The sequence below is a fragment of the Chitinivibrionales bacterium genome (assembly GCA_035516255.1).
GTDB lineage: Bacteria > Fibrobacterota > Chitinivibrionia > Chitinivibrionales > FEN-1185 > FEN-1185.
In genome coordinates this window covers 29186-50503 of record DATJAL010000036.1, presented here as the reverse complement: position 1 = coordinate 50503, position 21318 = coordinate 29186, and the positions used below count along the sequence as shown (strand labels likewise).

Genomic DNA, 21318 nt, shown 5'->3' with positions numbered 1-21318 from the left:
ACGAGTGCGGCCCTCTTCTAACACCAGACGAATGGCTTCCTTCTTGAACTCATCCGAATACGACCGATTTGCCATAAGACACACTCCTTCTCCTGTAAAATACAGGAATGGTTGTGTGTCCACAAAATCGGGGGAACCTCTAATAAGATTAAAGAAGTGGGCGTTCCCCCCGCGTGCAGGGGCGGTTCGCGAACCGCCCCTGCACGCGGGGGTCGGTTCTCTCTCCGGTCTCGCCTTCGGCTCGGGCTGCCACGGCCCGATGCCGCGAAACGCGGCGGGGTCCGGGCAGCACCGCGCTTTAGCGACGGCCTGCGGTCGCCCCTAACGCAAATACTCCTGTTTGTTCTTACTAAACGTGGTTTAAGGGAAATAAGGAAGATTTTGATTGCAAAAAGGGAAATTATTGGGTATTATTTGGGGTAGAGCAGGCCCGCCTATTTTTCAGCTTGATATTTTTATATGTTTTATTTATTCCAAGCCGATACTTCGCTTATGTATCGGCATAAACCAGGCACGGAATATCCGGTCACCTGTCTTATAGCCCCGCAGACAAATCTGGATTGGAGAAACTACGAGTTCAGCGGGACGATCATCAAGCCGGCAGGTGATGTGTATGACAGCGCTGGCGTTGGGGTAGTTTTCTATGCAAAGGACGCGAAGAATTATTATTCGTTAAGAGTGAATGGAAAGGCGAATGATACGAGCACTAATGCGAATAAGTTTTATTTGGTGAGCCATTTTGAAAGATATGGGATGGAGGTGGATTCGGTGATGGTTCTGGTTTCGGATGTGTTGTTTGAGGGTGGGAATGACACGATGAATTTCAGCGTGAGGGTCAAGACCAGCAATCTCCAGGACACAATAGTTGACGGCGAAACCAGCATTGAGGGTGTAATTTGGCCTGCAAGTGGTGCAAGGCCTGGGTATCCATCGAGTTATCCTGTTGACGTATTGGGCACTCGTAAAAGCGAGGGATATTGTGGGATTATTGTCAATTATGACGGTTCCTCTTTGGGCTACAACACGAACACTTCGGGAATCAAGGTACAAAACATTAAAGTTCAAAAAGTAGGAGAATAAATGGTTCTCAAGAGGTATTTGTTCAGCAATTTGTGTTGCCTTTTCTTAATTCTTCATTCTTTGAGTTTTGGAAAAGAGGAGAGCGGATTGATATTTACTGGAGTAGATACCTTGATAGACGATGCCCAACACAATGGAATGGATTTTGTTTTGGAACGACCTTGCACTTCAGCAACTTCAGATAATGGTTGTGTCAGGCATTTTGGGTTGGATTACATGGGCGCATACAATGCTTATACTGCGGGCGTCCCTGGAGGGCTTGCCGCGGACCTCGGCAAACTCAACCTTGACAGCATCAAAACCGCCCCTCCGGACAGCCTTATGAAATACGACCTTGGTCTAGGTTTGGCGTACATGTTCTTTAAAATCGCCCCCGACTCGCTTTCCAAATGCATCGGCAACGTCTACCTTCTCAAGACCGCCACCGATCCTCGTCCAGTCTGGAACAGACCATTTTACGCAAAGATCAAGATTCTTAAATTCATTGTCGTAGACAGCTCACAGCATCAAATCCAGATGGTGTTTCTGTGGGCATACAATAATTCTGGAACCACAGATCTCCATACATCCGGCCTCGACACCTTTCATCTCGGCGGAACAACTCTCTCACAACCCGTTTCCGGCCGTAAGCAATCTACCATTGGTGCTAGCCCAATGGTTTTCAAAGTAGCAACAGGCAAATTTTCCGTTCCTGCTTATTTACAAGGGAAGAACGCAGTCATTGCAGTATACGACCTTGCCGGGAAAATGCTGGGCCGTGTTTCAGCGGCAAACCAAAAGGTAATGGACCTGCGGAAATTTTCAATCTCAAACGGCGTTGTTGTAGTGAGAGCGATAAAATAGCCGCCGCCTCACCCCGGCCTCCCCTCTACAGGTGGAGAAGGGGAAAAATACAAATTGACTGATTTCCCGCTTTCCCACAAACCAATCCCTATTTTCTTTCTTGAAAAAATCAACCAGGGAGTCCGCCTTAATACCAGCGCCAGGAACGACTGGAGGCCGCGCTGGAGCGCGGTGCTGCCCGGACGCCGCCGCGTAGCGGCATAGCCGCCGTGGCAGCCCGAGGCTGAAGGCCGACGACCCTTGTGACCCTTGGAAATCCCTGACGAAGGAGAAGCACCCGAAGGGGTGGACCGGAAGGAGGGCCGGTGCCGCCTTTCAAGGCGGCAGGCGCCATGATTTTATCTTGTATCTTTTTTACTTTATCTCTCCTCTCTTGCATTGATTCATTCCAAGACTAATGAATGAAATTAAAAAATCAATTTTCATCGCCGCGCAGCGGCATTCCGCAGAGGATGCGTTGCGAAGGTGCGACGCCTCGCGAGCGTAATGCGAGCGACCTCGCGCGCACCTTCGCAGGAGGGGGTGTGCCCCCGGATCACCGGCGCATCGCGACGGAAGCCGGGGGCCAGGGGGAAACGCGAAGCGGTGCCCCCACCAAATATTATAGCATTTGAAGTAACTTTCATCCCTTTAGTATTTTACCTCTCTCCATTGCTCACCCTCACAGAAAGGCATACCATCATGGCGGGAAAAAATATCGTGATGTTGTGTTTCATTTGGCAATCTATGGATTTTTTTAAGAAAAGGACCAAAAAGAGGTGATCTCTAATTAAGAAGGGACTTTTTAAATTCCTTTGGACTTATGCCAACTTCCTTCTTAAAAAGCCGAGAAAAGTAAGGCGGATTTTCAAAGCCGAGTTGATATGCGATTTCTGATACGTTCTGCTCGCCACCGACAAGCATGTTTTTGGCTTCGGAGATCACAAATAGATGAATCAACTCCAACGCGGTCTTTCCGGTTTCCTGCTTCAACAAGTCGCTCAGGTATTTTGGGGACAAGGCCAGCTGTGTAGCCATGTGGTTTACGGTAGGCAATCCCTTTCCCTCTGCTCGACCATTTTCAAAATAGGCCTCAAGGTGTTCGTTGAACCTTGAAACGGTAACGCCGGATAGCGGTTTCCGGTCGATGAATTGCCTTTTATAAAAGCGTTGGGCATATTTCAAGATTGAATCCAGATGCGAGAGGATGATGGCTTTACTAAATTCATCCGGATTGTTGTGGTACTCCGTTTCCATCTTGTAATACAACGACCACATGATTTCTTTTTCCCTTGGCGATAGGTGAAGCGCTTCATGCGTTTCATAGTCAAAGAAGCTGTATTTCTTGATTTCCGCAAAAAGAGGATGCCCCATCAAGAAATCCTGATGACAATGAATAGCAAATCCCTTTTCCTTCAGTTGGAGGCCACGCGTAATAAAAACCTGTGACGGTTTTGCAAAGAACATGAGGCCAGTGTTGTGGTCATATTTTGTCTTGCCGTACAAAAGTTCTCCGGATTTCACTTTCTTGAAGCAGATGATGTAACAATCACAGGTAAATTCCAAGTCCTTCTTGAATCGGCTCGATTTGGTAAGAAGGTTGAGACTGAACAACGGATTCTCCGGCGGCGGGAAACCCTCGGCCTTGTCTAGTTCGCTTATGGTTTTGAAATGCATCATATTTTTAAAATAGGTTCCTTTCCCCTGTTATCCAAAAAATCCTTAATTCACTTCATTCAGACAACGCAATGCGTTCAATGCCCTGGGATAACCTATGAAAGGGATCAATTGTGTCACAGCGGCAAGCAATACCCCTTTGTCATTTCCAACATTCAAATTTCCTTGAATGTGTGCCGTTACCTGATGTTCGCACCCGCCCAGGGACAAGAGCATTGAAAAGGTAAGCAGTTCCCGGATTTTCACGCTCAAACCTTTTCGGGTCAAATAATCCCCGAAGCAATTCGCGGAAAGGAGTCTTTGAATGTGAATTTGATCTGAGGGAGAATCTTTGTACAACTTATCAATCATTTCTCCAAATATCGACTTTTGCAATGCCAACCCATTTTCATATCGTGCCTCGGATGAAGTAGTGGATTGCCCTTCCAAGGGCAATTGAACGCCTCTATTTGCCAAAATCTCATTGGTGGCATGGATGAAATCAAACACTTTTGCCATGCCGACATAGGGTACAGCTTGATATAATATCTCTTTCGCTTCAACCGGCGTCACTCCTATGTTGAGTGCACCGCCAAGCATCACTTTATATTCACCCAAAGCTTGACTCGCAATCGTTGATCCCAAAATCATCATCAATCGTGTTCTTGTGTCGAGATTCCCATAATGGAGCACTTCATCAAAGGCAAAATTGTCGAATGCCTCTATCAGTTCCGGGTCGGTTATCTTCAAGGCCGACTGATGGTTTGAGAAAAGCTCCTGATGGTTTCTGATTGCAGCAGCGGTCAAATTCAGTTTGTTGGATTTCCGATACGGCTGTTGACAGCCGTAATATTCCTCATCGGTTACCGGCAACAACCATTCCACAGCTCCTTGCTTCGAATTATTGGTAATTGCAATATGGGTCAAGCTGCTGTCGCTGGCAGCGCCATGCCAGTGTTCTGTATGGGACGGAATAACTACCGTATCGCCTTTTGTAATCAACCTTGCTGGTTTGCCTTTTTCCTGATAAAAGCCTTTGCCGTCGGTAACGAGCAGGATTTGTCCTGCCGGATGTTTATGCCAGTTGTTTCTGCAGCCCGGCTCAAATACAACGTTACCGATCGCATAATTTCCGGTTTCGTCTTGCGGTACCAGGATATTCAACCATGCAGTACCGGTAAAGTAGTTTGATGATGTTTTTTCACCCTTGGGGAAAATTGCATTTTGATTTTCTAATGCATTCATAAAAGTCCTTTCTCCATAACCTTTTCCTTATTCCAATTCTTCCGGATAGCCACGTATACTATTTTGATTTTACTCAAGGCATGGCAACGAATACCCCCGCCTCCTGCGCTGATCCTGCCGGAACATGATGAAGAGTGCGCTATATTTTGTTACCCATTTCAAATGCTTCATTCATAGCATCACTTTCCTTTATATCTCCAATATTCCAGGCACCCGTACCGAAAATGATGCCTTTTTCCTGTGGTCTGTCAAGACACGACATGAATGCCCTAAATCCTTCGATTGTTCTTTCCATTGCCGGTTTGCTATCGTCAGCTGCCGTCACGATAAAATAGAATTCCTTGTCCTTGATCTCGGTATAGCGCGAGCAGCATCGGTCTATAAACGTTTTCATTTGCCCGCACATTGTGTAAAAGTAAACAGGGGTTGCCATGACAATTACATCAGCCGAGATCATCTTTTCCAGAATACCCGCCATATCGTCTTTTTGCGGGCACGGCTTTTTTCCATTGAGACACGTTCCGCATCCTGTGCAGTAATTGATTTTCTTGTCCTTTAGGAAGAGTTTTTCGGCATGATGCTCGGCTTTCTGCGCTCCTTTTGCAAATTGATCACACAGCAGGTCGGAATTTCCGCCTCTCCTTGGACTCGAAGATAAAATCAAAACCTTCTTGCTCATAAGCTCATTTTCCTCGCATGATTTTTTTCTGATGAAACGCTTTTCACTGGACGATTCCCGCATGGTTTATTTGGCTTAAAGCCCTGTCCTCCGTTCCAGCTCTTCCGGATACCTGGCGCCCTGAACCTTTATTTTTGAAGCTGCGTCCTCAATCTCGTGGAGATCGTCAGCGGTCAATTCGATAGTCGCTGATCCAAGGTTCTCTTCGAGACGATGCAGTTTGGTCGTTCCCGGGATAGGAACTATCCACGGTTTTTGCGCGAGTAGCCAGGCAAGCGCAGCCTGCGCGGGGGTTGCTTTTTTCTTGATTGAAATCTTGGTAAGCAAATCGACAAGAGTTTGATTTGCCTTTCGGTTCTCCGAAGTAAAACGAGGGACGATATTCCTGAAGTCGGTCTTATCGAAGGTTGTACTTTCGTTGATCTTTCCGGTAAGGAAACCTTTACCCAAGGGACTAAAAGGAACGAATCCGATCCCTAGTTCTTCCAAAACCGGCAGCAATTCTTCCTCGGGGCGTCTCCACCACAGCGAATATTCGCTTTGTACGGCAGTCACGGGTTGAACTGCGTTGGCACGCCGGACAGTTTTGGCTCCCGCCTCGGAAAGTCCGAAATGTTTTACCTTGCCGTCCTGAATTAACTGCTTTATCGTCCCGGCAACGTCTTCAATCGGCACGCTGGTGTCAACGCGATGTTGATAAAAGAGATCTATAGCGTCCACCCGGAGTCGTTTCAGCGACGCTTCGGCAACCTGCTTAATGTGGTCGGGCCGGCTATCCTGCCCCAGCTGCTGGCCATTTGGGCCGAACTTGAACCCGAACTTTGTGGCTATCACGACTTGCCCACGGAAGGGAGACAGTGCTTCACCTACAAGCTCTTCGTTGACATAAGGGCCATAAGCCTCCGCAGTATCGAAGAATGTTACCCCTCGTTCGACCGCCTTCCTGATCAGGGAGATCATTTCCTTCTTATCGGGTGCGGGACCGTAGGCAAAGCTCATTCCCATGCATCCAAGTCCAATAGCTGATACTTCCAGATTACTCATACCAAGTTTACGTTTCTGCATATTGTTCCTCCTTAGTTGACCACGTTGTTACCGAAAGCTTACGGTACTAATATAAGCAGCACCTTATATGCCAACCATATACGGAAGGCGGTATTGTTTATACATTTTGCCGAATGATGTTGCCCATACAACGATATCAGGCCGATGGGAAACGATGCACGAAAGACGTAGTCTAGTTGTTGAGCCATGGCTTCCCCTGTACTATTTTACAAATCTTACGCACTCCCTGGACATTCAACAGAAAGGCATATTTTATGTCTAACAACAACATCGTCCTCTTCGGCCCTCCGGGCGCGGGAAAAGGCACGCAGGCGAAAAGACTGGTCGAGCTGCTCTCCCTTCCGCATGTGTCAACCGGCGACATGTTCCGCTTTCACATCAAGAACAACACCGAACTGGGCATAACCGCCAAGAGCTATTCCGACAAGGGCAAGCTAGTCCCGGACGAGGTGACCATCGCCATGGTGAAAGACAGGCTCGGCCAGAAAGATATGAAGGCGGGATTTCTGCTCGACGGCTTTCCGCGCAGCGTGCCGCAGGCGCAGGCGCTCGATAAAATCCTAAAGGAACTCGGCACAAAGCTTGACTCTGTAATCAATATTGCCGTTGCGGACGAAGAAATCCGCTCGCGGCTGCTCAAACGCGCCGCCATCGAGGGCAGGGCCGACGATGCAGACCCCAACGTGATACAGAACCGCATCGACACCTACAAGAGCCAAAGCGAGCCGTGTATCAAATATTACCGGCCCCAAGGAATTGTGAAGGACATAGACGGTGTGGGCTCGATAGACGATGTGTTTGGAAGGATAAAGAAGATTTTTATTCATTAGAAATGAATTTGATAGCATATGTCACTCCCGCGTACGCGGCAGTCCGGTGCTCAAATCAACATGGATTGGTAGGAACCCAAACTCCATTAGTCATGTATGCATAGTCGTTTTCCCGTTTCCGGGGAATGACACATTTAAACGTCATCTGTTTTTATAATAGCCGTGTCGCCAACTCTCAACTGTAAGCCTTTACTCTTGGTGGATAGTCGCGGTTCATATCTAAAAGGAAATTTTCATATGATCCTTCGAAAGTCAGCCGGCAATTTTCCCGCCCTGCCAATCCTTATAGGCGCATTGCTTCTTTGCTTGTGCCAATCAAAGAAGCAGCAGACCGAGGCCGCCTACAGGGAACTTGCCTTTGTAAAACAATCGGTCGAGCGGCAGATAAACTCCCAGGAGGATTGCCTCGCGCAGCAAATCGCGGCATTCGCGGCGGTGGTCGCGGGAGACAGGGAATTTTCCATGAAGCTCCTTGTTGAAAAAGACAAATCGGCGCCGGAAGTCACCGAGATCGCACAGCGCTACCTTGCGCCCATGGGGCTTTCCATCCTTTCCATCACCGATTCCCAGTATGTGATTCTTTCCTGCGGCCATTTTCCGGCAAACGCGGGATCCATGTTCACGTCTGGCAGCCTGCTCGGCGACAAACCCGCGTTCGTCATGGACAATGTCAAGGGTGAAACCGTGCTCACGCTCCAGTCCAAGTCGCCGTTCAAGATCCTCAACGCGGTGTTCTACGTGTGCGGCGGCATGGCCGTGGGAAAAGACTTCCTTGCCAGGCTCTCCTGCTGGCCCGGCTATTCTATCCTGGTAAAGCAGGGAACCACCGTACTGGGCATGGAAAAGGTCGAGTCCATTTCCGATGTCAAGGACAGCACCATCCTCCTCAACAATGTGCGGTATCCCGCGGCGTCAATCGGCCTGCCGTATGCCGGCGCCGGCGACGCTCCGGTCTGCATCGTCATGTCGAACAGGCCCTGCCAATAGCCATGCCGGAACTCCTCGACGTTGTTGATCCCTCGGGAACCCCTCTCGGCAGGGCAAAGCCGCGGGACGCGGTCCATCGCGACGGCGACCGGCACCGTACCGTGCATGTCTGGATTGTCAATAAAAAAAGCGAACTGCTTTTTCAGAAGCGCTCCCTAAACAGAGAATCGTTTCCCGGGACATGGGACGTGTCAAGCGCCGGGCATGTCTCGTCCGGGGATTCTCCGATCAGAACCGCGGAAAAAGAATTATGTGAGGAGCTCGGGATCCGCGCCGCAGCTCAAGAGCTTCGCCTTCTGTTCACCATTGCAACTTCATCGGTGCAGCACGAGGGGAAGTTCATCGACAATGAAATAAGCGACGTATTTCTCTTGCGCCAAGGCATCCCTGTTTCCGGGCTTTCCCTGCAGCGCAGCGAGGTCACAGGCGTGCGGTATTTTCCCATAAACGTCCTTCGCCGGATAGCCGCATCGCCCGGCCCTGATTTCTCCCCGCATCCCGAGGAATACCGCAGGCTTTATGATTTTCTGTCGGCCAAAGAACAAGGCCGGAAAACCTAAAGATTATTCCGGCCTTGACAAACACCATTCCCGGCAAAGAGGGAGTATCGCTACCGCAACTGCACGGACGTCCGCGCAGAAACACCATTTTTCCTGATCACAATAACTTTGTTGATAAAATCTCGATTACTAAGAAGCGAATAGGTGCCCAAATACCGGCCGTCAACCGTGTAACAGGCGGGGGGCAGCGCAGTTTCGCGTCGCACCATCCGGGCCTGCGGCAGTACGGACGCAGCGGTGGGCCACAATGTCACGTTGATCAGCGCATCCGGCGTAGAGGACGGCAGGGTTTGGGTCGTGTCCTTGGAAAAGTATCCCGGTTTATCAACGAGCAGTTCGACGGTGATCGCGCCCGGCGTGTAGGGCTGCCTGCTCTGCACGGAGTAATATCCGCCCCACTGCGTCGTCGTATCTCTCACCGTGAAGAGCAGGTTTTGTCCGTTGCTTACCCGCACGATCACGGTCGCGCCGCGAATCCCCGTTCCGAGCGTGTCGACCACCGATCCGCTCACCGAATAGGTTATGCTGTCGCTCGCGGTGAGTTTGACAAGAAACAGCGTATCGAGACGGATGGTGGTATAACCGGTGGGAAGCGGCCACAGCAGGGAGCGGTATCCGTCTTTCTCGACAAGAAGCGAGGGATAATACCGGTTTTTGTCGGGCTGCAGCATGAAAAATTCCCCGGTCGCGCCGCTTTGTACCGTATCGTTGACGGCGGCACCGCCCACCCCCGCATATCCCCGGGCGATGATTGACGCGCCGGAAAGCGGGAGACGCGTTCCGGCGTCCGCAACGACCCCGGTTATCCTGGCGGTATCGCCGGCGCTCGCGGGCCGCAGGGCGAAATTCTCGGTAACCCTATCCGTGACGCCGTTGTCCGGTTCCGCCACTGCAATACTATTTTCCGCGGGCTGAAAACCGGCGGCCGTGACGGAAATCTGGACGGTCGGCGAAACCGATGTGGTGACGATGCTGTATCCGCCCAGCGCATCGGTGCGCACCGAATCTATTTTGTCAATGCCGGCCGCGCTGCCCATGGTGACGACGACAAGGGCGTTTCTGATCACCACAAAACTGCCCTCCCAGGTAACCACCCCGGAAACCGAAAGCGTATCCGCGGGACAGATGGTGCCGAAGGATATGACGCACAGGACCAAGGCAATGGCGCGAATGTTCATCCTCACGGTTTTTTCCTTCCCCATTGTCTTGCTTGAAGCGGCAGGATCGTGCTGAAAAACAACAGGGGAAAACGCTCCCCTGCTGTCAATATCTCACTCTTTTTTGCAGTATTGAATACGTCGCGTTTTTCTCTCCGTCCTATCGGTGCGCGGCCCTTCTTGCTTTCAGCTCATTCATTCTGTCGTTTATCTGCACGTTCACATCCTTGCGTGCGTCATCGACCTGGGCCTTGAGCATGTCCGAAACCGCCATCTGGGATATGGTGGTTTTTATGAAATCTTCTGCCTTAGCGCGCTCCGTGGTGACATAATTCTGCAAATCCGCAGGGGTCTTCATTCTTAAATTCTCAATGGTTATTGCAGCGCCGAGTATCCGGTCCTTGAGGTCCTGCGGCAGTGCCTGGTACATTTCGTTGTAATTTGTCTGAATGACCGTTTTCGAATCAGCAAACCCGCTCTGGCATGTGCCGGGTTCTGCCGGCGTCTGGGCATTACCAGCGGTAATGCCGCATGCCACGATCAATGCCGCAATAAAAATCCCGCGTATTTTCATAAAAACCGCCTTTTAAAAATATACCTTATTCCACTTTCCCCTTACAAAAACATCAAAGCATAAGCCAAAAAGGTTATTTGATTGATTGGTATATTGTTATGCAAATCGAAAAACATCATAAAAAATTTCCCCTGTGGTGGTGCAACCTCAACCGCCGGAAATGAAACAAGCATATTAATAGTATCTTATTGATTTTATGGCGGTTGGGATATTCTTCCAGTTGTTGTGGTGTCTCACCCCCATTTCTACTATATTATACGGGTTTTAAAAACCATGATCTATCTTCCGTGACTGTAGGAGCGCAGTCGTTTTGAAAATATAATATCTTTTTGTCAACTAACTTTTCAGGCTGCCGCCAAAATTATTAACAAATCTTTTTTCCGCCGGCGGTGCGATTTCGTATTTTCACTTACTGTATCTTCGGCCACATCGCTGCCGCGCAGGCGCTGCAGCGCCATTTTTTCATAACCAGGAGACCGTATGGCAAAAAAAACCGAAACAGACCAGGAATTTAAAAACAAGGTCGCGGCGGTTGAGCACGCCGTGGACCAGATCGAAAAGCAGCACGGCAAGGGCGCCATCATGCGCCTGGGCTCGGCAACACTCGAAATCGACGTCCCGGTGATCCCCACCGGATCCATCTCGCTCGACATGGCGCTCGGCGTGGGCGGCCTTCCCAAGGGACGCATCGTGGAAATCTTCGGGCCGGAATCGTCGGGAAAAACCACACTCGCCCTGCACGCGATCGCGAATGTGCAAAAGGCGGGCGGCATCGCCGTGCTTATCGATGCCGAATACGCCTTCGACGCGTTGTACGCGAAAAACCTGGGCGTCGACATCGACAACCTGCTCGTGTCGCAGCCCGACACCGGCGAGCAAGCGCTCGAAATCGCGGACACGCTCATCAGGAGCGGCGCGGTTGACATCATCGTGGTCGACAGTGTGGCCGCGCTCGTGCCCGCGGCCGAAATCGAGGGCGACATGGGCGACTCGCACATGGGCCTCCAGGCGCGGCTCATGTCGCAGGCGCTGCGCAAGCTCACCGCCATCCTCTCGAAATCCAAGACCTGCCTCATTTTCATCAACCAGCTGCGCATGAAAATCGGCGTCATGTTCGGCAACCCGGAAACCACCACCGGCGGCAACGCGCTCAAGTTTTATTCGTCGCTGCGCCTCGACATCCGCCGCATCGCCGCCATAAAGGACGGCGACAACGTGATTGGCAACCGCACCAAGGTGCGGGTGGTGAAGAACAAGGTGGCCCCGCCGTTCAGGGACGCCGAGTTCGACATCCTTTACGGAAAGGGAATCTCTTTCGCCGGCGACGTCATCGACCTCGCCACCGCGAACAACATCATCGAGAAAAGCGGCACCTGGCTCTCGTACAACGGCGAGCGGCTGGGACAAGGACGCGACAAGTCGCGTGATTTTCTCGAGGAAAATAAAGACATCATGGCGAAGATCGAAAAGGAGCTGCGGGAAAAGTTAAAAACACTGGGGAAAAAGCCGGCGGGAGATGAAGGAGAAAAAAAGGAAGAGAAAGAAGAAAAATAATAAATCATTTCGGGGGAGAAGTATACCCCTTCGGGTACTTCCAAGGGTCGTCTCCCCCGGCCTCGGCCTCCTCGCCCCAAGCGGGGCTGCGGGGTCCTCGGCACCCCCCTCTCCTGGGTGCGGCCGGTACCGGCATCTGCAAGCTCCATACATTCGCTGGGCGCACCCGCGAGCGGCAGTTGATTATGGTATCCTTTTGAGGATGTAATAAAGTGGTCGTTAGGCGCCGCAAAAGTATGTTGACTAATTAGACATTCGCCGCCGCGTTAGGAACGACCGGAGGCCGCGCCGGAGAGCGGTGCCGCCCGGACCCGCCGCGGAGCGGCATACGGCCGTGGCGGCCCGAGCCGAAGGCGAGACCGGAGGGAGGGCCGACCCCGCGAAGCGGGTAACGCTCATTCTAAATCGATAAAAAAGGAAATTACAACAGCCATGACCAAATCAGGGAATCAAATACGGCAGGAATTCATAGACTTTTTCAAAAGTAAAGGCCACTTATTCGTTCCTAGTGCACCGGTCATCCCGCAGGACGATCCTACTTTATTATTCACCAACGCGGGAATGAACCAGTTCAAGGCGATATTCCTCGGCGAGAACCGGCAGGGCTACACGCGCGTGGCAAACTCGCAGAAATGCATGCGTGTGTCCGGAAAGCACAACGACCTCGAGGAAGTGGGACGCGACCATTACCATCACACATTTTTCGAAATGCTCGGCAACTGGTCGTTCGGCAACTATTACAAGAAAGAGGCGATTTCCTGGGCGTGGGAGCTGCTCACCGAAGTATGGAAACTGCATAAGGACCGGCTGTTCGTCACGGTGTTTGAGTCCGACGACGAGGCGGAAAAACTGTGGAAATCCGAAACCGACATCGAGCACTGGCGCATCATGCGTTTCGGCGAAAAATCCAACTTCTGGGAAATGGGCGATACCGGGCCGTGCGGCCCGTGCTCGGAAATCCATTACGACATCGGCGACGCAAAGGACCGCAAGCAGGTGTTCAACGATCCCGTAAGGGGCGTCAACGGCGCCAACGACAGGTTCCGCGAAATCTGGAACCTCGTGTTCATCCAATACAACCGCGGCAAGGACGGAAAGCTTTCCGAACTGCCGAGCAAGCATGTCGACACGGGCATGGGCCTCGAACGGGTGGTTTCGATTCTCCAGAACACCACCTCCAACTACGGCACCGACCTCTTCTTGCCCATCATCGCCGAGCTCGCGAAAAAGAGCGGCAAGCCGTATTCCGCCGACGCGTCCGGCACGCCGTTCCGCGTCATCGCAGACCACATCCGCGCGCTGGTGTTCGCCATAACCGACGGCGGCGTGCCGTCGAACGAGGGCCGCGGCTACGTGCTGCGCCGGCTGCTGCGGCGCGCCAGCCGCTTCGGACGCGAACTCCGGTTTCATGAACCGTTTCTGTTCTCGCTCGTTCCGGTCGTGGTGAACATGATGGGCGACGCATTCCCCGAAATCAAGCAACGCACCGGCTACGTTTCCGACGTCATCCGCTCGGAAGAGGAGCGTTTCGGCGCCACGCTCGAGCAGGGCATCGAAAAGTTCGGGCAGATCCTGGCGGGGCTTGACAAATCAAAAGCGAAAACCGTCCCCGGCGGCGACGTGTTCATGCTGTACGACACCTACGGTTTTCCCATGGACCTCACGCGGCTCATGGCCGAGGAAAAAGGCTACGCCGTCGACGAAAAAGGCTTTGAAAAAGAAATGGGCAAGCAGCGCGAGCGCGCACGTGATGCTGCCAAGAAAGGCGACGAATCGGGGCTCACCGCCGAAGGCTGGGTGACCCTGCGCCAGGTGCAGGGAACGCAATTCGTGGGATACGAAAGCGATACGGCGCAGTGCAATGTGTGCCGCTACAAAATCACGGTATCGGACGGGCCGCGCATTCGCGAATGCCTTCTCATCCTCGACAAAACCCCGTTTTACGCCGAATCGGGCGGACAGGTGGGCGACGCCGGCGTGCTGACCACGGCCAGAGGCACGGTCCTCCGCGTTTCAGACACCATCAAGTGGAACGACATGACCGTGCACATCGCGGCCTCTGGCGAGTCCTTTGGTGCGGATGAGTTGAAAGAACCGGTGCGGGCCGAGATCCTTTCCACCGACAGACGCCATACGAGGCGCAACCACAGCGCCACACACCTGCTACAGGCCGCGCTGCGGAAGGTGCTCGGCACGCATGTGCAACAGTCGGGCTCGCGGGTAGCGCCGGAATCTTTGCGGTTCGACTTTACCCACCATAAAGCATTAACTCCTGACGAGCTCCGCAAGGTGGAGGACATGGTGAACGAGTGGGTGCTTGCCGATTTTCCCGTGGCCACGGCGGTGAAATCAACCGACGAGGCGAAAAAGGAAGGCGCTATGGCGCTGTTCGGCGAAAAATACGGGGAAACCGTGCGCGTGGTGAGCATGGGCGGCGTCAGCAAGGAATTGTGCGGCGGCACGCATGTTTCTTCGACCGGAACCATAGGGCTGTTCCACATCACGGCCGAAATGAGTATCGCGGCCGGCGTGCGCCGCATCGAGGCAATCACGGGAATGAATTCCGTGAAATACCTTTCGTTGAAGGAATCGACCGTCTCCGAACTGTGCCGCATGCTTAAGGTGAACGAAGACGCGCTTGTCAACAGGGTGGAAGGGCTCGGCGGGCGCATCAAGGAACTTGAACAGAAAATGGCGGGGCTTTCCCAAGGACAGGTGAAAGGCCGGGCGGACGCAATCATCGCCGAGGCGCAGGCGAAAAAGGCAATCTGCTCCTGGACCATGAAAGACCTCGGTGCGACGGACAAGGAAACCTTTTCCTCCCTCTGCGACGCCATTTCCGACGCAATTAAAAGCCGCAACCTCGGTGGCCTCGCCGTCATACTCGGTGCTTCCATTGAAGGCCGCGTTCTCTTTTTCGCCACCGCAGGCCAGAAAGCGGTCAAGGACTGCGGCGTCCACTGCGGCGAGCTTGTCAAGGCCGCGGCCCAGATAGCCGGCGGCAGCGGCGGCGGGAGCCCGACGCGGGCCCAGGCCGGCGGTAAAAACCCGGAGAAACTTGGCGAGGCGCTGGCTGCGGTGAGGGAAATCTTGGAGAAGAAGGCGGGACAGCACGTATGAAATCAAACACGGTGTTCGAGGCGATCCGGAAAAAAGCGTCCGCGAAGGCCCCCGCGTACTGGGTTCTTCTCGACCCCGACGACTTTTCCCCCAAAGACGGCGCGGCCATTGCGAAGGCCGCCCAGACGGCGGGCGCCGACGCCCTGCTCGTCGGCGGCAGCCTGCTGCACACCAACCGCTTCGACGCGTTTGTCGCATCTGTCAAAAAGGGCGTGAAAATCCCGGTGATTCTTTTTCCCGGCGACGCGACCCAGCTTTCGGGTCACGCCGACGCGCTGCTGTACCTTTCGCTCATTTCCGGCCGCAACCCGGTGAACCTGATCAGCGAGCACGTGAAAGCGGCGCCGACCATAAAACAGCTCGGCATAGAACCTATTTCAACGGCATACATGCTCGTGGAATCGGGAACCGTGACCTCCGTCGAATTCATGAGCAACACCCGTCCCCTTCCCCGCAACAAGCCAGCCATCGCGGCGGCCCATGCGCTCGCCGCGCAATACATGGGAATGAAGCTTATCTATCTTGAGGCGGGCAGTGGCGCGCTCCATCCCGTGCCCGACGAGATGATTTCGCTGGTGAGCTCCGTGGTCGACATCCCGGTGATCGTCGGCGGCGGCATCCGCGACGCGAGGACCGCGAAGGAGAAAATCAGGGCCGGCGCCGACATCATCGTGACCGGCAACCTGCTGCAGGCAAAAGGCGGGATTGCGGCGATGAAAGAAATCGCGGCCGCGATCAAAAACATTTAAAGGAAAAATTGTTCAGGGCTTTACCCGCACCTGAAGTTTTCGTTCCTCGATTGCCGGAACACTGTCTTGAGGCAGGCTGTAAACGGCCTTCAAGGTGTGATTCCCCACCTTCGCTCCCTTGGTGTTCCAGAATATCTCGGTTGAGTCCGAGCTTTGAGGCGGAATAAGAGGATACCAATTTTCGATGGTGTCGCCGCTTGCGCTGTCGATGAGGCTCACCGCAGCCTCCGCGACACGCCTGCTTTTGTTCATAACGCGGACCATTAACACCAGCGTGCTGTCGTGCGCGACGGAATCGCGCGAGGACAGTGTAATGTTTGCAGTGTCGCATGAGGAAACTGGCGTTCGCAAATCCTGGGCAACCGCGCCGGCAGCGAGCGCGAAAAGCAGGACAAGGAGTCCGGCGAGACGGTTGACGGCAAGGCAAAGGTATTTCATAGATTGTGCGTATTGAAAAAATACTTTCCGACGAATCATTGCATTCATTTTTACTAAGACCTCGAACCAGGATTATTTTGAGGTTCTGCAAGTGTCGTTAAAGTAAAAAATGGCGTATTATCCCGGCTCCTTCAATTGTAATGAAAAATACTGTTCGTTTTTATGTTTCGATGTGACGCCCATCACAAAATACATTTCCCGCAAAAACGGCCTGCAAAGGAAAACAGGCTGTAATTCCCTATCATTCAGGACCGCCATTATATATTCTTGATGCCTCATTGCTCTTTTGGATGATTTTGCGCGATGTTTTTATCCTTAATATATCAAATATTTTACGGGTTTTCAGTAGAAACCCTTGCTTTCCGGCCGCGTAATTCCCTCTTTTCCGGAAGTATTTGGATTCCGTTAGCGCAACGTTTAACAACTTTCCTTTGCGTATCCTTTACTATATTTCATACTTATGCATGAAAAGCCTCCTGTACAGGAATCCGTGTTTTCCATCGCCGTCATTGACATCGGCACCACCTCGATACGCATGACCGTCGCCATTGTAGAGCCGGACGGCGCGGCGCGGCCGCTGGAATTCCTGCAGCAGGCGGTGAGCCTGGGAAAAGACACGTTCACCAAGGGGTACATCGAAAGGGGAACCATCGAGGAGTGCGTGCACTGCCTCAAGAATTTCCGAAGGGTGCTTCTTGAATACGGCATCACGCGCGAAGACCGGGTCCGCGCCGTGGCGACCACGGCGGTGCGCGAGGCGCAGAACCGGGACGCGTTCATCGACCGCGTGTATATCGCGACCGGCCTCCGCATCGAGACGCTCGATGACATGGACGTGGCGCGACTCACCTACCTCTCCGCGCGATCGCTGCTGAAAAGGGACCCGATGCTGTCCCGCGGCCAGATTGTCATATGCGAAATGGGCGGCGGCAGCATCGAGATGCTCCTGATGGCAAAAGGCAACATCGTCGCCACGCACTCGTTCCGGCCCGGCGCGCTCAGGCTGCGCGAGGTGCTCGAGAAATTCCACGCGCCTTTGGCCCGGCAGCGCACGCTCATGGAAAACGAAATACGGCGCGCCATCGCCCAGATCCTGCACAGCGTCCCGCCGGCAGCCATAAAAACCATGATCGCGCTCGGCGGCGACATGCGCATCGCCGCGAACCGGCTGATACCGGATTACAATCCGCTCGTCCCGACCCGCGTTTTGCTTGGCGCGCTCGAAAAGTTCACCGAGGAAACGCTGTCGCTGTCGGTAAACGACTGCGTGCGCAAATACAAAATTCCGTTCCCTGACGCCGAGACGCTCTCGCCCGCGCTGCTTTTTTACTGCATGCTGGGCCGCGCGTTTTCACTCAAAAGCCTCGTCGTGTCCGACATCTCCATGCGGCACGGCATCCTTCTGGAAATGGCCAAAGCGGAACCATCGGGCGACGATTTCGCCCGGCAGATCATACGGTCCGCGTGGGAAGTGGCGAAGAAATACGGCGTCGAGGAGTCGCATGCACGTCATGTGGTGTCGCTTTCGGCCGCGCTCTTTGCAAGCCTCAAGGAGGAGCACCTGCTCGGCCCGTGGTACGGCCTGCTGCTTTCGGTGGCGGGAATTCTGCACGACGCAGGCGTGTTCATTTCGGCGCGGAGCCACCACAAGCATTCGATGTACCTTATCCAGAACAGCGAGCTGTTCGGGCTTTCGCGGCGCGACATCCTTCTCGTGGCGCTCATCGCGCGGTACCATCGCCGCGCAGCGCCCAAGCCGGAGCACAGGGAATACGCGGACCTTGACAGAGAGGGAAGGCTCGCCGTCGCCAAGTTGGCCGCCATCCTGCGGGTCGCGGACGCGCTCGACCGCTCGCACAGCCAGCGCATCGCGGGAATCGAGTGCCGCCGGGAAAAGGACCGGTTCGTGATCGCGGTGCCCAACGCGGACGACCTCACCTTAGAGCAGCTCGCGCTGCAGAACAAGGGAGACATGTTCGAAGACGTGTACGGCATGAGCGTGGCGGTTGAGAAAAAGCCCGATAAATCCTCGTGATCAGCTCGGAAACAACCGCAGAGGAAAATATCAATGAATAAGGTCAAATTAATTTCCCTGTGCGCCGCAATTTTATTCATGGGAATGGCAAGCAATCCGGTGAATGTCGAGAAGAACGCCTCAATTTCCATTGCGGTCGACAGTTGCCTGGTTATTGACGGGAAAAACACCGTCAAGATCCGGCTGGTGAACAAATCAAAGAACGATTATTGGATAAATACCTGGAACATCCGCGTTCTTCTGCGGCATGAAAACGGGAAAATGGTCGAGGAGGCGGACAACAAACGGGCGCCCGAGGGCCCTTTTGATCCTCAATTCGAGCTGTTAAAGGGGACCGGATCGTTTGAAATGATTCAGGAAATAAATTTTTCCGATCAATACAAAATTTCAGCAACCGCGAAATACCAGATTGAATGCAATTATGAAAATTCGATGGAGCAGGACAACACGAAATTCAAGACCTTGATCGGCTTTGCGCGCAGCAATGCCGTGAACGTATCATTTTGCAGATAAGAGAGCGTCGGTAAGCAACACAATTCCCACCTCATTCAAAATCATCTCATTATGCTCAACCTGAAAAAAACCGAGTTCATCAACCGCGAGCTTTCGTGGCTCGAATTCAACGACCGCGTGCTCGAGTGCGCGCAGAACGCGTCCATTCCCCTGCTCGAGCGGCTCAAGTTCCTTGCCATCACCGGCTCAAACCTCGACGAATTCTTCATGGTGCGGGTGGGCGGGCTGCAGATGCTTTCAAAGAAAAACGACGGCAAAAAAGATCCCGCCGGCATGCGGCCGTCGGAGCAGCTCGACGCCATTTACAAACGCGCCACGGCCATGGCGGCAGACCGGTACGCCTGTTTTTTCGGGCTCGAAAAGGAGCTCACCGGCTCCGGGATCGTGCGTGTAGCGGCGCATGAACTCTCGAAGGAGCAGAGCAGGCACGCCGAATACGTTTTCGAAAACGAGCTGGCGCCGGTGCTGTCGCCCATGACGCTCGCCGACGCCGAGCATGCGCCGCTGCTCGCCAACCGGATGCTGTACATCGCCGTGCGGTTTTCGTCGCCCGACGGCCCCTTTAGCGCAAGGGGGGGGAAAACCACCGCCCGCGGCCGCAGGCTGGCCGTTATTCCCCTTGGTAAAGCGTCAGGCCGGTTTTTCACCCTTCCGAGCGAGGGCGGCTATCACTTCATGCTCGTCGAGGACCTGGTCACCCTGTTTGTCAGCAGGTTTTTCCCCGGCGAGGCGATCGCCGAGACCGCCTGCTTCCGCGTGACCCGGAACGCGGACATGTCGCTGCAGGAAGACGACGCGCATGACCTGCTTTCGGCAATGGAGGACGTGATTGACGCGCGCAAACGCGGCGATTGTGTGCGGCTCGAGGTCGACGCAAAGGCGACGCCCGTCCTCGTGGCTGCGCTCGCCTCGTCCCTCTGCGCGGCCGGCAACACCGTGTACCGCGCCCTGGGGCCTCTTGATCTTTCGGCGTTCATGCAGCTCACCACGCTTTCGGGCTTTGAAAAGCTCCGGTACAAGCCGTGGCCGGCCAAAACGCCTCCCCTTCTGAAATCGCCCTTGTCAATGTTTGAGGTGATTTCCAAACGCGACGTCCTGCTGTATCATCCCTATGAGAGCTTCGATCCGGTGCTCCGTTTTGTCCAGGAGGCGGCAAAGGATGCTGATGTCGTGGCCATCAAGCAGACCCTGTACCGCACCAGCAAGAAAAGTCCGTTCGTGGCCGCGCTCGCCGACGCGGCGCGGGCCGGCAAATACGTCACCGCGCTCGTGGAGCTCAAGGCGCGGTTCGACGAGGAACGCAACATCGAATGGGCCGCCGAACTCGAGGACGCGGGCGTGCAGGTCATCTACGGCGTGAAGGGGCTCAAGACGCACGCCAAGGTGTTCATCGCGGTGCGTCGCGAGCGCGACGGCCTCAAACGCTATGTCCATTTCGGGACCGGCAACTACAACGAAATCACCGCGACCATTTACAGTGACGCATCACTTTTCACCTGCGACGAGGACCTCGGCGCGGACGCTTCCGCCTTTTTCAATTCCATCACCGGCAACTCGCAGCCGCAGAAATACCGGAAGATCGAGTCCGCGCCGCTCGGCCTTAAGCAGCGCGTGATTTCGCTGATCGAGGCAGAGACCGAACGCTGCCGCCAGGGACAGAAGGCCTCCATTCAGGCAAAAATGAATTCGATCACCCATCCTGATATCATCTCGGCATTGTACGCCGCATCGCAGGCAGGGGTTAAAATCTCCCTCAACGTCCGCGGCATCTGCTGCCTGCAGCCGGGCGTGGAGGGCCTAAGCGAAAACATCACGGTCAAAAGCATCGTGGGCAGGTTCCTCGAGCATGCCCGCATCTGGAGCTTCTACAACGGCGGCAGGGAGAGGGTCTTCATCTGCACCGCGGACTGGATGCAGCGCAACCTTGACAAACGCGTGGAACTTTTAACGCCGGTCGAGGACAAGGACGCAAAGGCGCGGCTCCTCCACATCCTCGACTGGTGCTTCAAGGACACGGTAAACTCGTGGCGGCTTTTTCCGGATGGGTCTTGGCGGCGCATAACAGACGGCCGCGGGAAAAAGGAATTCAACTGCCACGAGGCACTGTACGACGAGGTGCGGGAAAAAACGGAAAAGGCCAAGCGGATGAAACGCACCATGTTCGAGGCGCACAAACCGGCAAAGGCAAGAAAATAGGACTTTGCATCTCTAGTTTGACATGAGCGACATCATTTCAATCCGCGAAATTCAAGGC

At 53.8% G+C, this 21318-nt stretch carries 18 protein-coding genes; 11 read left to right on the top strand and 7 right to left on the bottom strand.

The features are described from left to right. Window positions 1-459: 459 nt before the first annotated feature. Both VLX68_11085 and VLX68_11080 read left to right on the top strand, forming a co-directional pair. Window positions 460-1080 carry a hypothetical protein gene (locus VLX68_11085; protein ID HUI92780.1) on the top strand — a complete coding sequence of 207 codons (621 nt, stop codon included), beginning with the start codon at window positions 460-462 and terminating at the stop codon, window positions 1078-1080. After that, window positions 1081-1923 carry a hypothetical protein gene (locus VLX68_11080; protein HUI92779.1) on the top strand — a complete coding sequence of 281 codons (843 nt, stop codon included), beginning with the start codon at window positions 1081-1083 and terminating at the stop codon, window positions 1921-1923. It begins immediately after the preceding gene. 765 nt (window positions 1924-2688) lie between these two features. Here the strand turns inward: VLX68_11080 and VLX68_11075 are convergent. The 4 genes from VLX68_11075 to VLX68_11060 form a co-directional block, all read right to left on the bottom strand. Continuing rightward, window positions 2689-3582: an AraC family transcriptional regulator gene (locus tag VLX68_11075; GenBank protein HUI92778.1), complete on the bottom strand. Its 894-nt coding sequence runs from the start codon at window positions 3580-3582 to the stop codon at window positions 2689-2691. Between the two features lie 42 nt (window positions 3583-3624). Further along, window positions 3625-4803 (bottom strand): carboxymuconolactone decarboxylase family protein, encoded by a 1179-nt coding sequence (locus VLX68_11070; GenBank protein HUI92777.1) that lies wholly within the window; start codon window positions 4801-4803, stop codon window positions 3625-3627. 139 nt (window positions 4804-4942) lie between these two features. Next, the gene (locus VLX68_11065) at window positions 4943-5482 is read right to left on the bottom strand and encodes a flavodoxin family protein (protein ID HUI92776.1); all 540 of its coding nucleotides are present in this window, start codon (window positions 5480-5482) and stop codon (window positions 4943-4945) included. A gap of 75 nt (window positions 5483-5557) precedes the next feature. Continuing rightward, window positions 5558-6547 carry an aldo/keto reductase gene (locus VLX68_11060; GenBank protein ID HUI92775.1) on the bottom strand — a complete coding sequence of 330 codons (990 nt, stop codon included), beginning with the start codon at window positions 6545-6547 and terminating at the stop codon, window positions 5558-5560. A gap of 254 nt (window positions 6548-6801) precedes the next feature. Here VLX68_11060 and VLX68_11055 point away from each other — a divergent pair, with 254 nt between their 5' ends. From VLX68_11055 to VLX68_11045, 3 genes are all read left to right on the top strand, one after another. Next, window positions 6802-7377, top strand: a complete 576-nt coding sequence (locus tag VLX68_11055; protein ID HUI92774.1) for an adenylate kinase — start codon at window positions 6802-6804, stop codon at window positions 7375-7377. 237 nt (window positions 7378-7614) lie between these two features. Further along, a complete protein-coding gene (locus VLX68_11050; protein ID HUI92773.1) occupies window positions 7615-8364 on the top strand; it encodes a hypothetical protein in 750 nt (249 codons plus the stop codon). 2 nt (window positions 8365-8366) lie between these two features. Next, on the top strand, window positions 8367-8924 hold the full coding sequence (locus VLX68_11045; protein ID HUI92772.1) for an NUDIX domain-containing protein: 558 nt from the start codon (window positions 8367-8369) through the stop codon (window positions 8922-8924). A gap of 50 nt (window positions 8925-8974) precedes the next feature. On the opposite strand, the gene VLX68_11040 is transcribed toward VLX68_11045, so the two are convergent. Together VLX68_11040 and VLX68_11035 are read right to left on the bottom strand one after the other, a co-directional pair. Next, window positions 8975-10108 carry a hypothetical protein gene (locus VLX68_11040; protein HUI92771.1) on the bottom strand — a complete coding sequence of 378 codons (1134 nt, stop codon included), beginning with the start codon at window positions 10106-10108 and terminating at the stop codon, window positions 8975-8977. 133 nt (window positions 10109-10241) lie between these two features. Next, window positions 10242-10655, bottom strand: a complete 414-nt coding sequence (locus tag VLX68_11035) for a hypothetical protein (GenBank protein HUI92770.1) — start codon at window positions 10653-10655, stop codon at window positions 10242-10244. A 480-nt stretch (window positions 10656-11135) separates the two neighbouring features. Here VLX68_11035 and recA point away from each other — a divergent pair, with 480 nt between their 5' ends. The 3 genes from recA to VLX68_11020 all read left to right on the top strand — a co-directional run bounded on the left by recA (window position 11136) and on the right by VLX68_11020 (window position 16078). Next, entirely contained in the window at window positions 11136-12209 is a 1074-nt protein-coding gene (recA, locus tag VLX68_11030; GenBank protein ID HUI92769.1) for a recombinase RecA, read from the top strand. Between the two features lie 432 nt (window positions 12210-12641). Next, entirely contained in the window at window positions 12642-15329 is a 2688-nt protein-coding gene (gene alaS, locus VLX68_11025) for an alanine--tRNA ligase (GenBank protein HUI92768.1), read from the top strand. After that, window positions 15326-16078, top strand: a complete 753-nt coding sequence (locus VLX68_11020; protein HUI92767.1) for a geranylgeranylglyceryl/heptaprenylglyceryl phosphate synthase — start codon at window positions 15326-15328, stop codon at window positions 16076-16078. The genes alaS and VLX68_11020 overlap by 4 nt, the downstream gene beginning before the upstream one ends. A 12-nt stretch (window positions 16079-16090) precedes the next feature. Here VLX68_11020 and VLX68_11015 read toward each other — a convergent pair whose 3' ends face one another. Further along, complete coding sequence (locus tag VLX68_11015) at window positions 16091-16516, bottom strand: hypothetical protein (protein ID HUI92766.1); 426 nt, start codon at window positions 16514-16516, stop codon at window positions 16091-16093. A gap of 490 nt (window positions 16517-17006) precedes the next feature. On the opposite strand from VLX68_11015, the gene VLX68_11010 reads away from it, so the two are divergent. Genes VLX68_11010 through ppk1 form a run of 3 tightly spaced genes read left to right on the top strand, consistent with a single transcriptional unit; the run spans window position 17007 to window position 21260 of the window. Next, the gene (locus VLX68_11010; GenBank protein ID HUI92765.1) at window positions 17007-18551 is read left to right on the top strand and encodes a Ppx/GppA phosphatase family protein; all 1545 of its coding nucleotides are present in this window, start codon (window positions 17007-17009) and stop codon (window positions 18549-18551) included. Window positions 18552-18584: 33 nt separating this feature from the next. After that, entirely contained in the window at window positions 18585-19064 is a 480-nt protein-coding gene (locus tag VLX68_11005) for a hypothetical protein (GenBank protein HUI92764.1), read from the top strand. 51 nt (window positions 19065-19115) lie between these two features. Next, the gene (gene ppk1 / locus VLX68_11000; protein HUI92763.1) at window positions 19116-21260 is read left to right on the top strand and encodes a polyphosphate kinase 1; all 2145 of its coding nucleotides are present in this window, start codon (window positions 19116-19118) and stop codon (window positions 21258-21260) included. The last annotated feature ends 58 nt before the right edge of the window (window positions 21261-21318 follow it).

Bases quoted from the DNA above. Each gene is read 5' to 3' on its own strand.
- VLX68_11070 (HUI92777.1), bottom strand. From the start codon at position 4,803: ATGAATGCATTAGAAAATCAAAATGCAATTTTCCCCAAGGGTGAAAAA.
- VLX68_11045 (HUI92772.1), top strand. From the start codon at position 8,367: ATGCCGGAACTCCTCGACGTTGTTGATCCCTCGGGAACCCCTCTCGGC.
- VLX68_11005 (HUI92764.1), top strand. From the start codon at position 18,585: ATGAATAAGGTCAAATTAATTTCCCTGTGCGCCGCAATTTTATTCATG.
- VLX68_11065 (HUI92776.1), bottom strand. From the start codon at position 5,482: ATGAGCAAGAAGGTTTTGATTTTATCTTCGAGTCCAAGGAGAGGCGGA.
- recA (HUI92769.1), top strand. From the start codon at position 11,136: ATGGCAAAAAAAACCGAAACAGACCAGGAATTTAAAAACAAGGTCGCG.
- VLX68_11035 (HUI92770.1), bottom strand. From the start codon at position 10,655: ATGAAAATACGCGGGATTTTTATTGCGGCATTGATCGTGGCATGCGGC.
- alaS (HUI92768.1), top strand. From the start codon at position 12,642: ATGACCAAATCAGGGAATCAAATACGGCAGGAATTCATAGACTTTTTC.
- ppk1 (HUI92763.1), top strand. From the start codon at position 19,116: ATGCTCAACCTGAAAAAAACCGAGTTCATCAACCGCGAGCTTTCGTGG.
- VLX68_11085 (HUI92780.1), top strand. From the start codon at position 460: ATGTTTTATTTATTCCAAGCCGATACTTCGCTTATGTATCGGCATAAA.
- VLX68_11050 (HUI92773.1), top strand. From the start codon at position 7,615: ATGATCCTTCGAAAGTCAGCCGGCAATTTTCCCGCCCTGCCAATCCTT.
- VLX68_11055 (HUI92774.1), top strand. From the start codon at position 6,802: ATGTCTAACAACAACATCGTCCTCTTCGGCCCTCCGGGCGCGGGAAAA.
- VLX68_11080 (HUI92779.1), top strand. From the start codon at position 1,081: ATGGTTCTCAAGAGGTATTTGTTCAGCAATTTGTGTTGCCTTTTCTTA.
- VLX68_11075 (HUI92778.1), bottom strand. From the start codon at position 3,582: ATGATGCATTTCAAAACCATAAGCGAACTAGACAAGGCCGAGGGTTTC.
- VLX68_11060 (HUI92775.1), bottom strand. From the start codon at position 6,547: ATGCAGAAACGTAAACTTGGTATGAGTAATCTGGAAGTATCAGCTATT.
- VLX68_11015 (HUI92766.1), bottom strand. From the start codon at position 16,516: ATGAAATACCTTTGCCTTGCCGTCAACCGTCTCGCCGGACTCCTTGTC.
- VLX68_11020 (HUI92767.1), top strand. From the start codon at position 15,326: ATGAAATCAAACACGGTGTTCGAGGCGATCCGGAAAAAAGCGTCCGCG.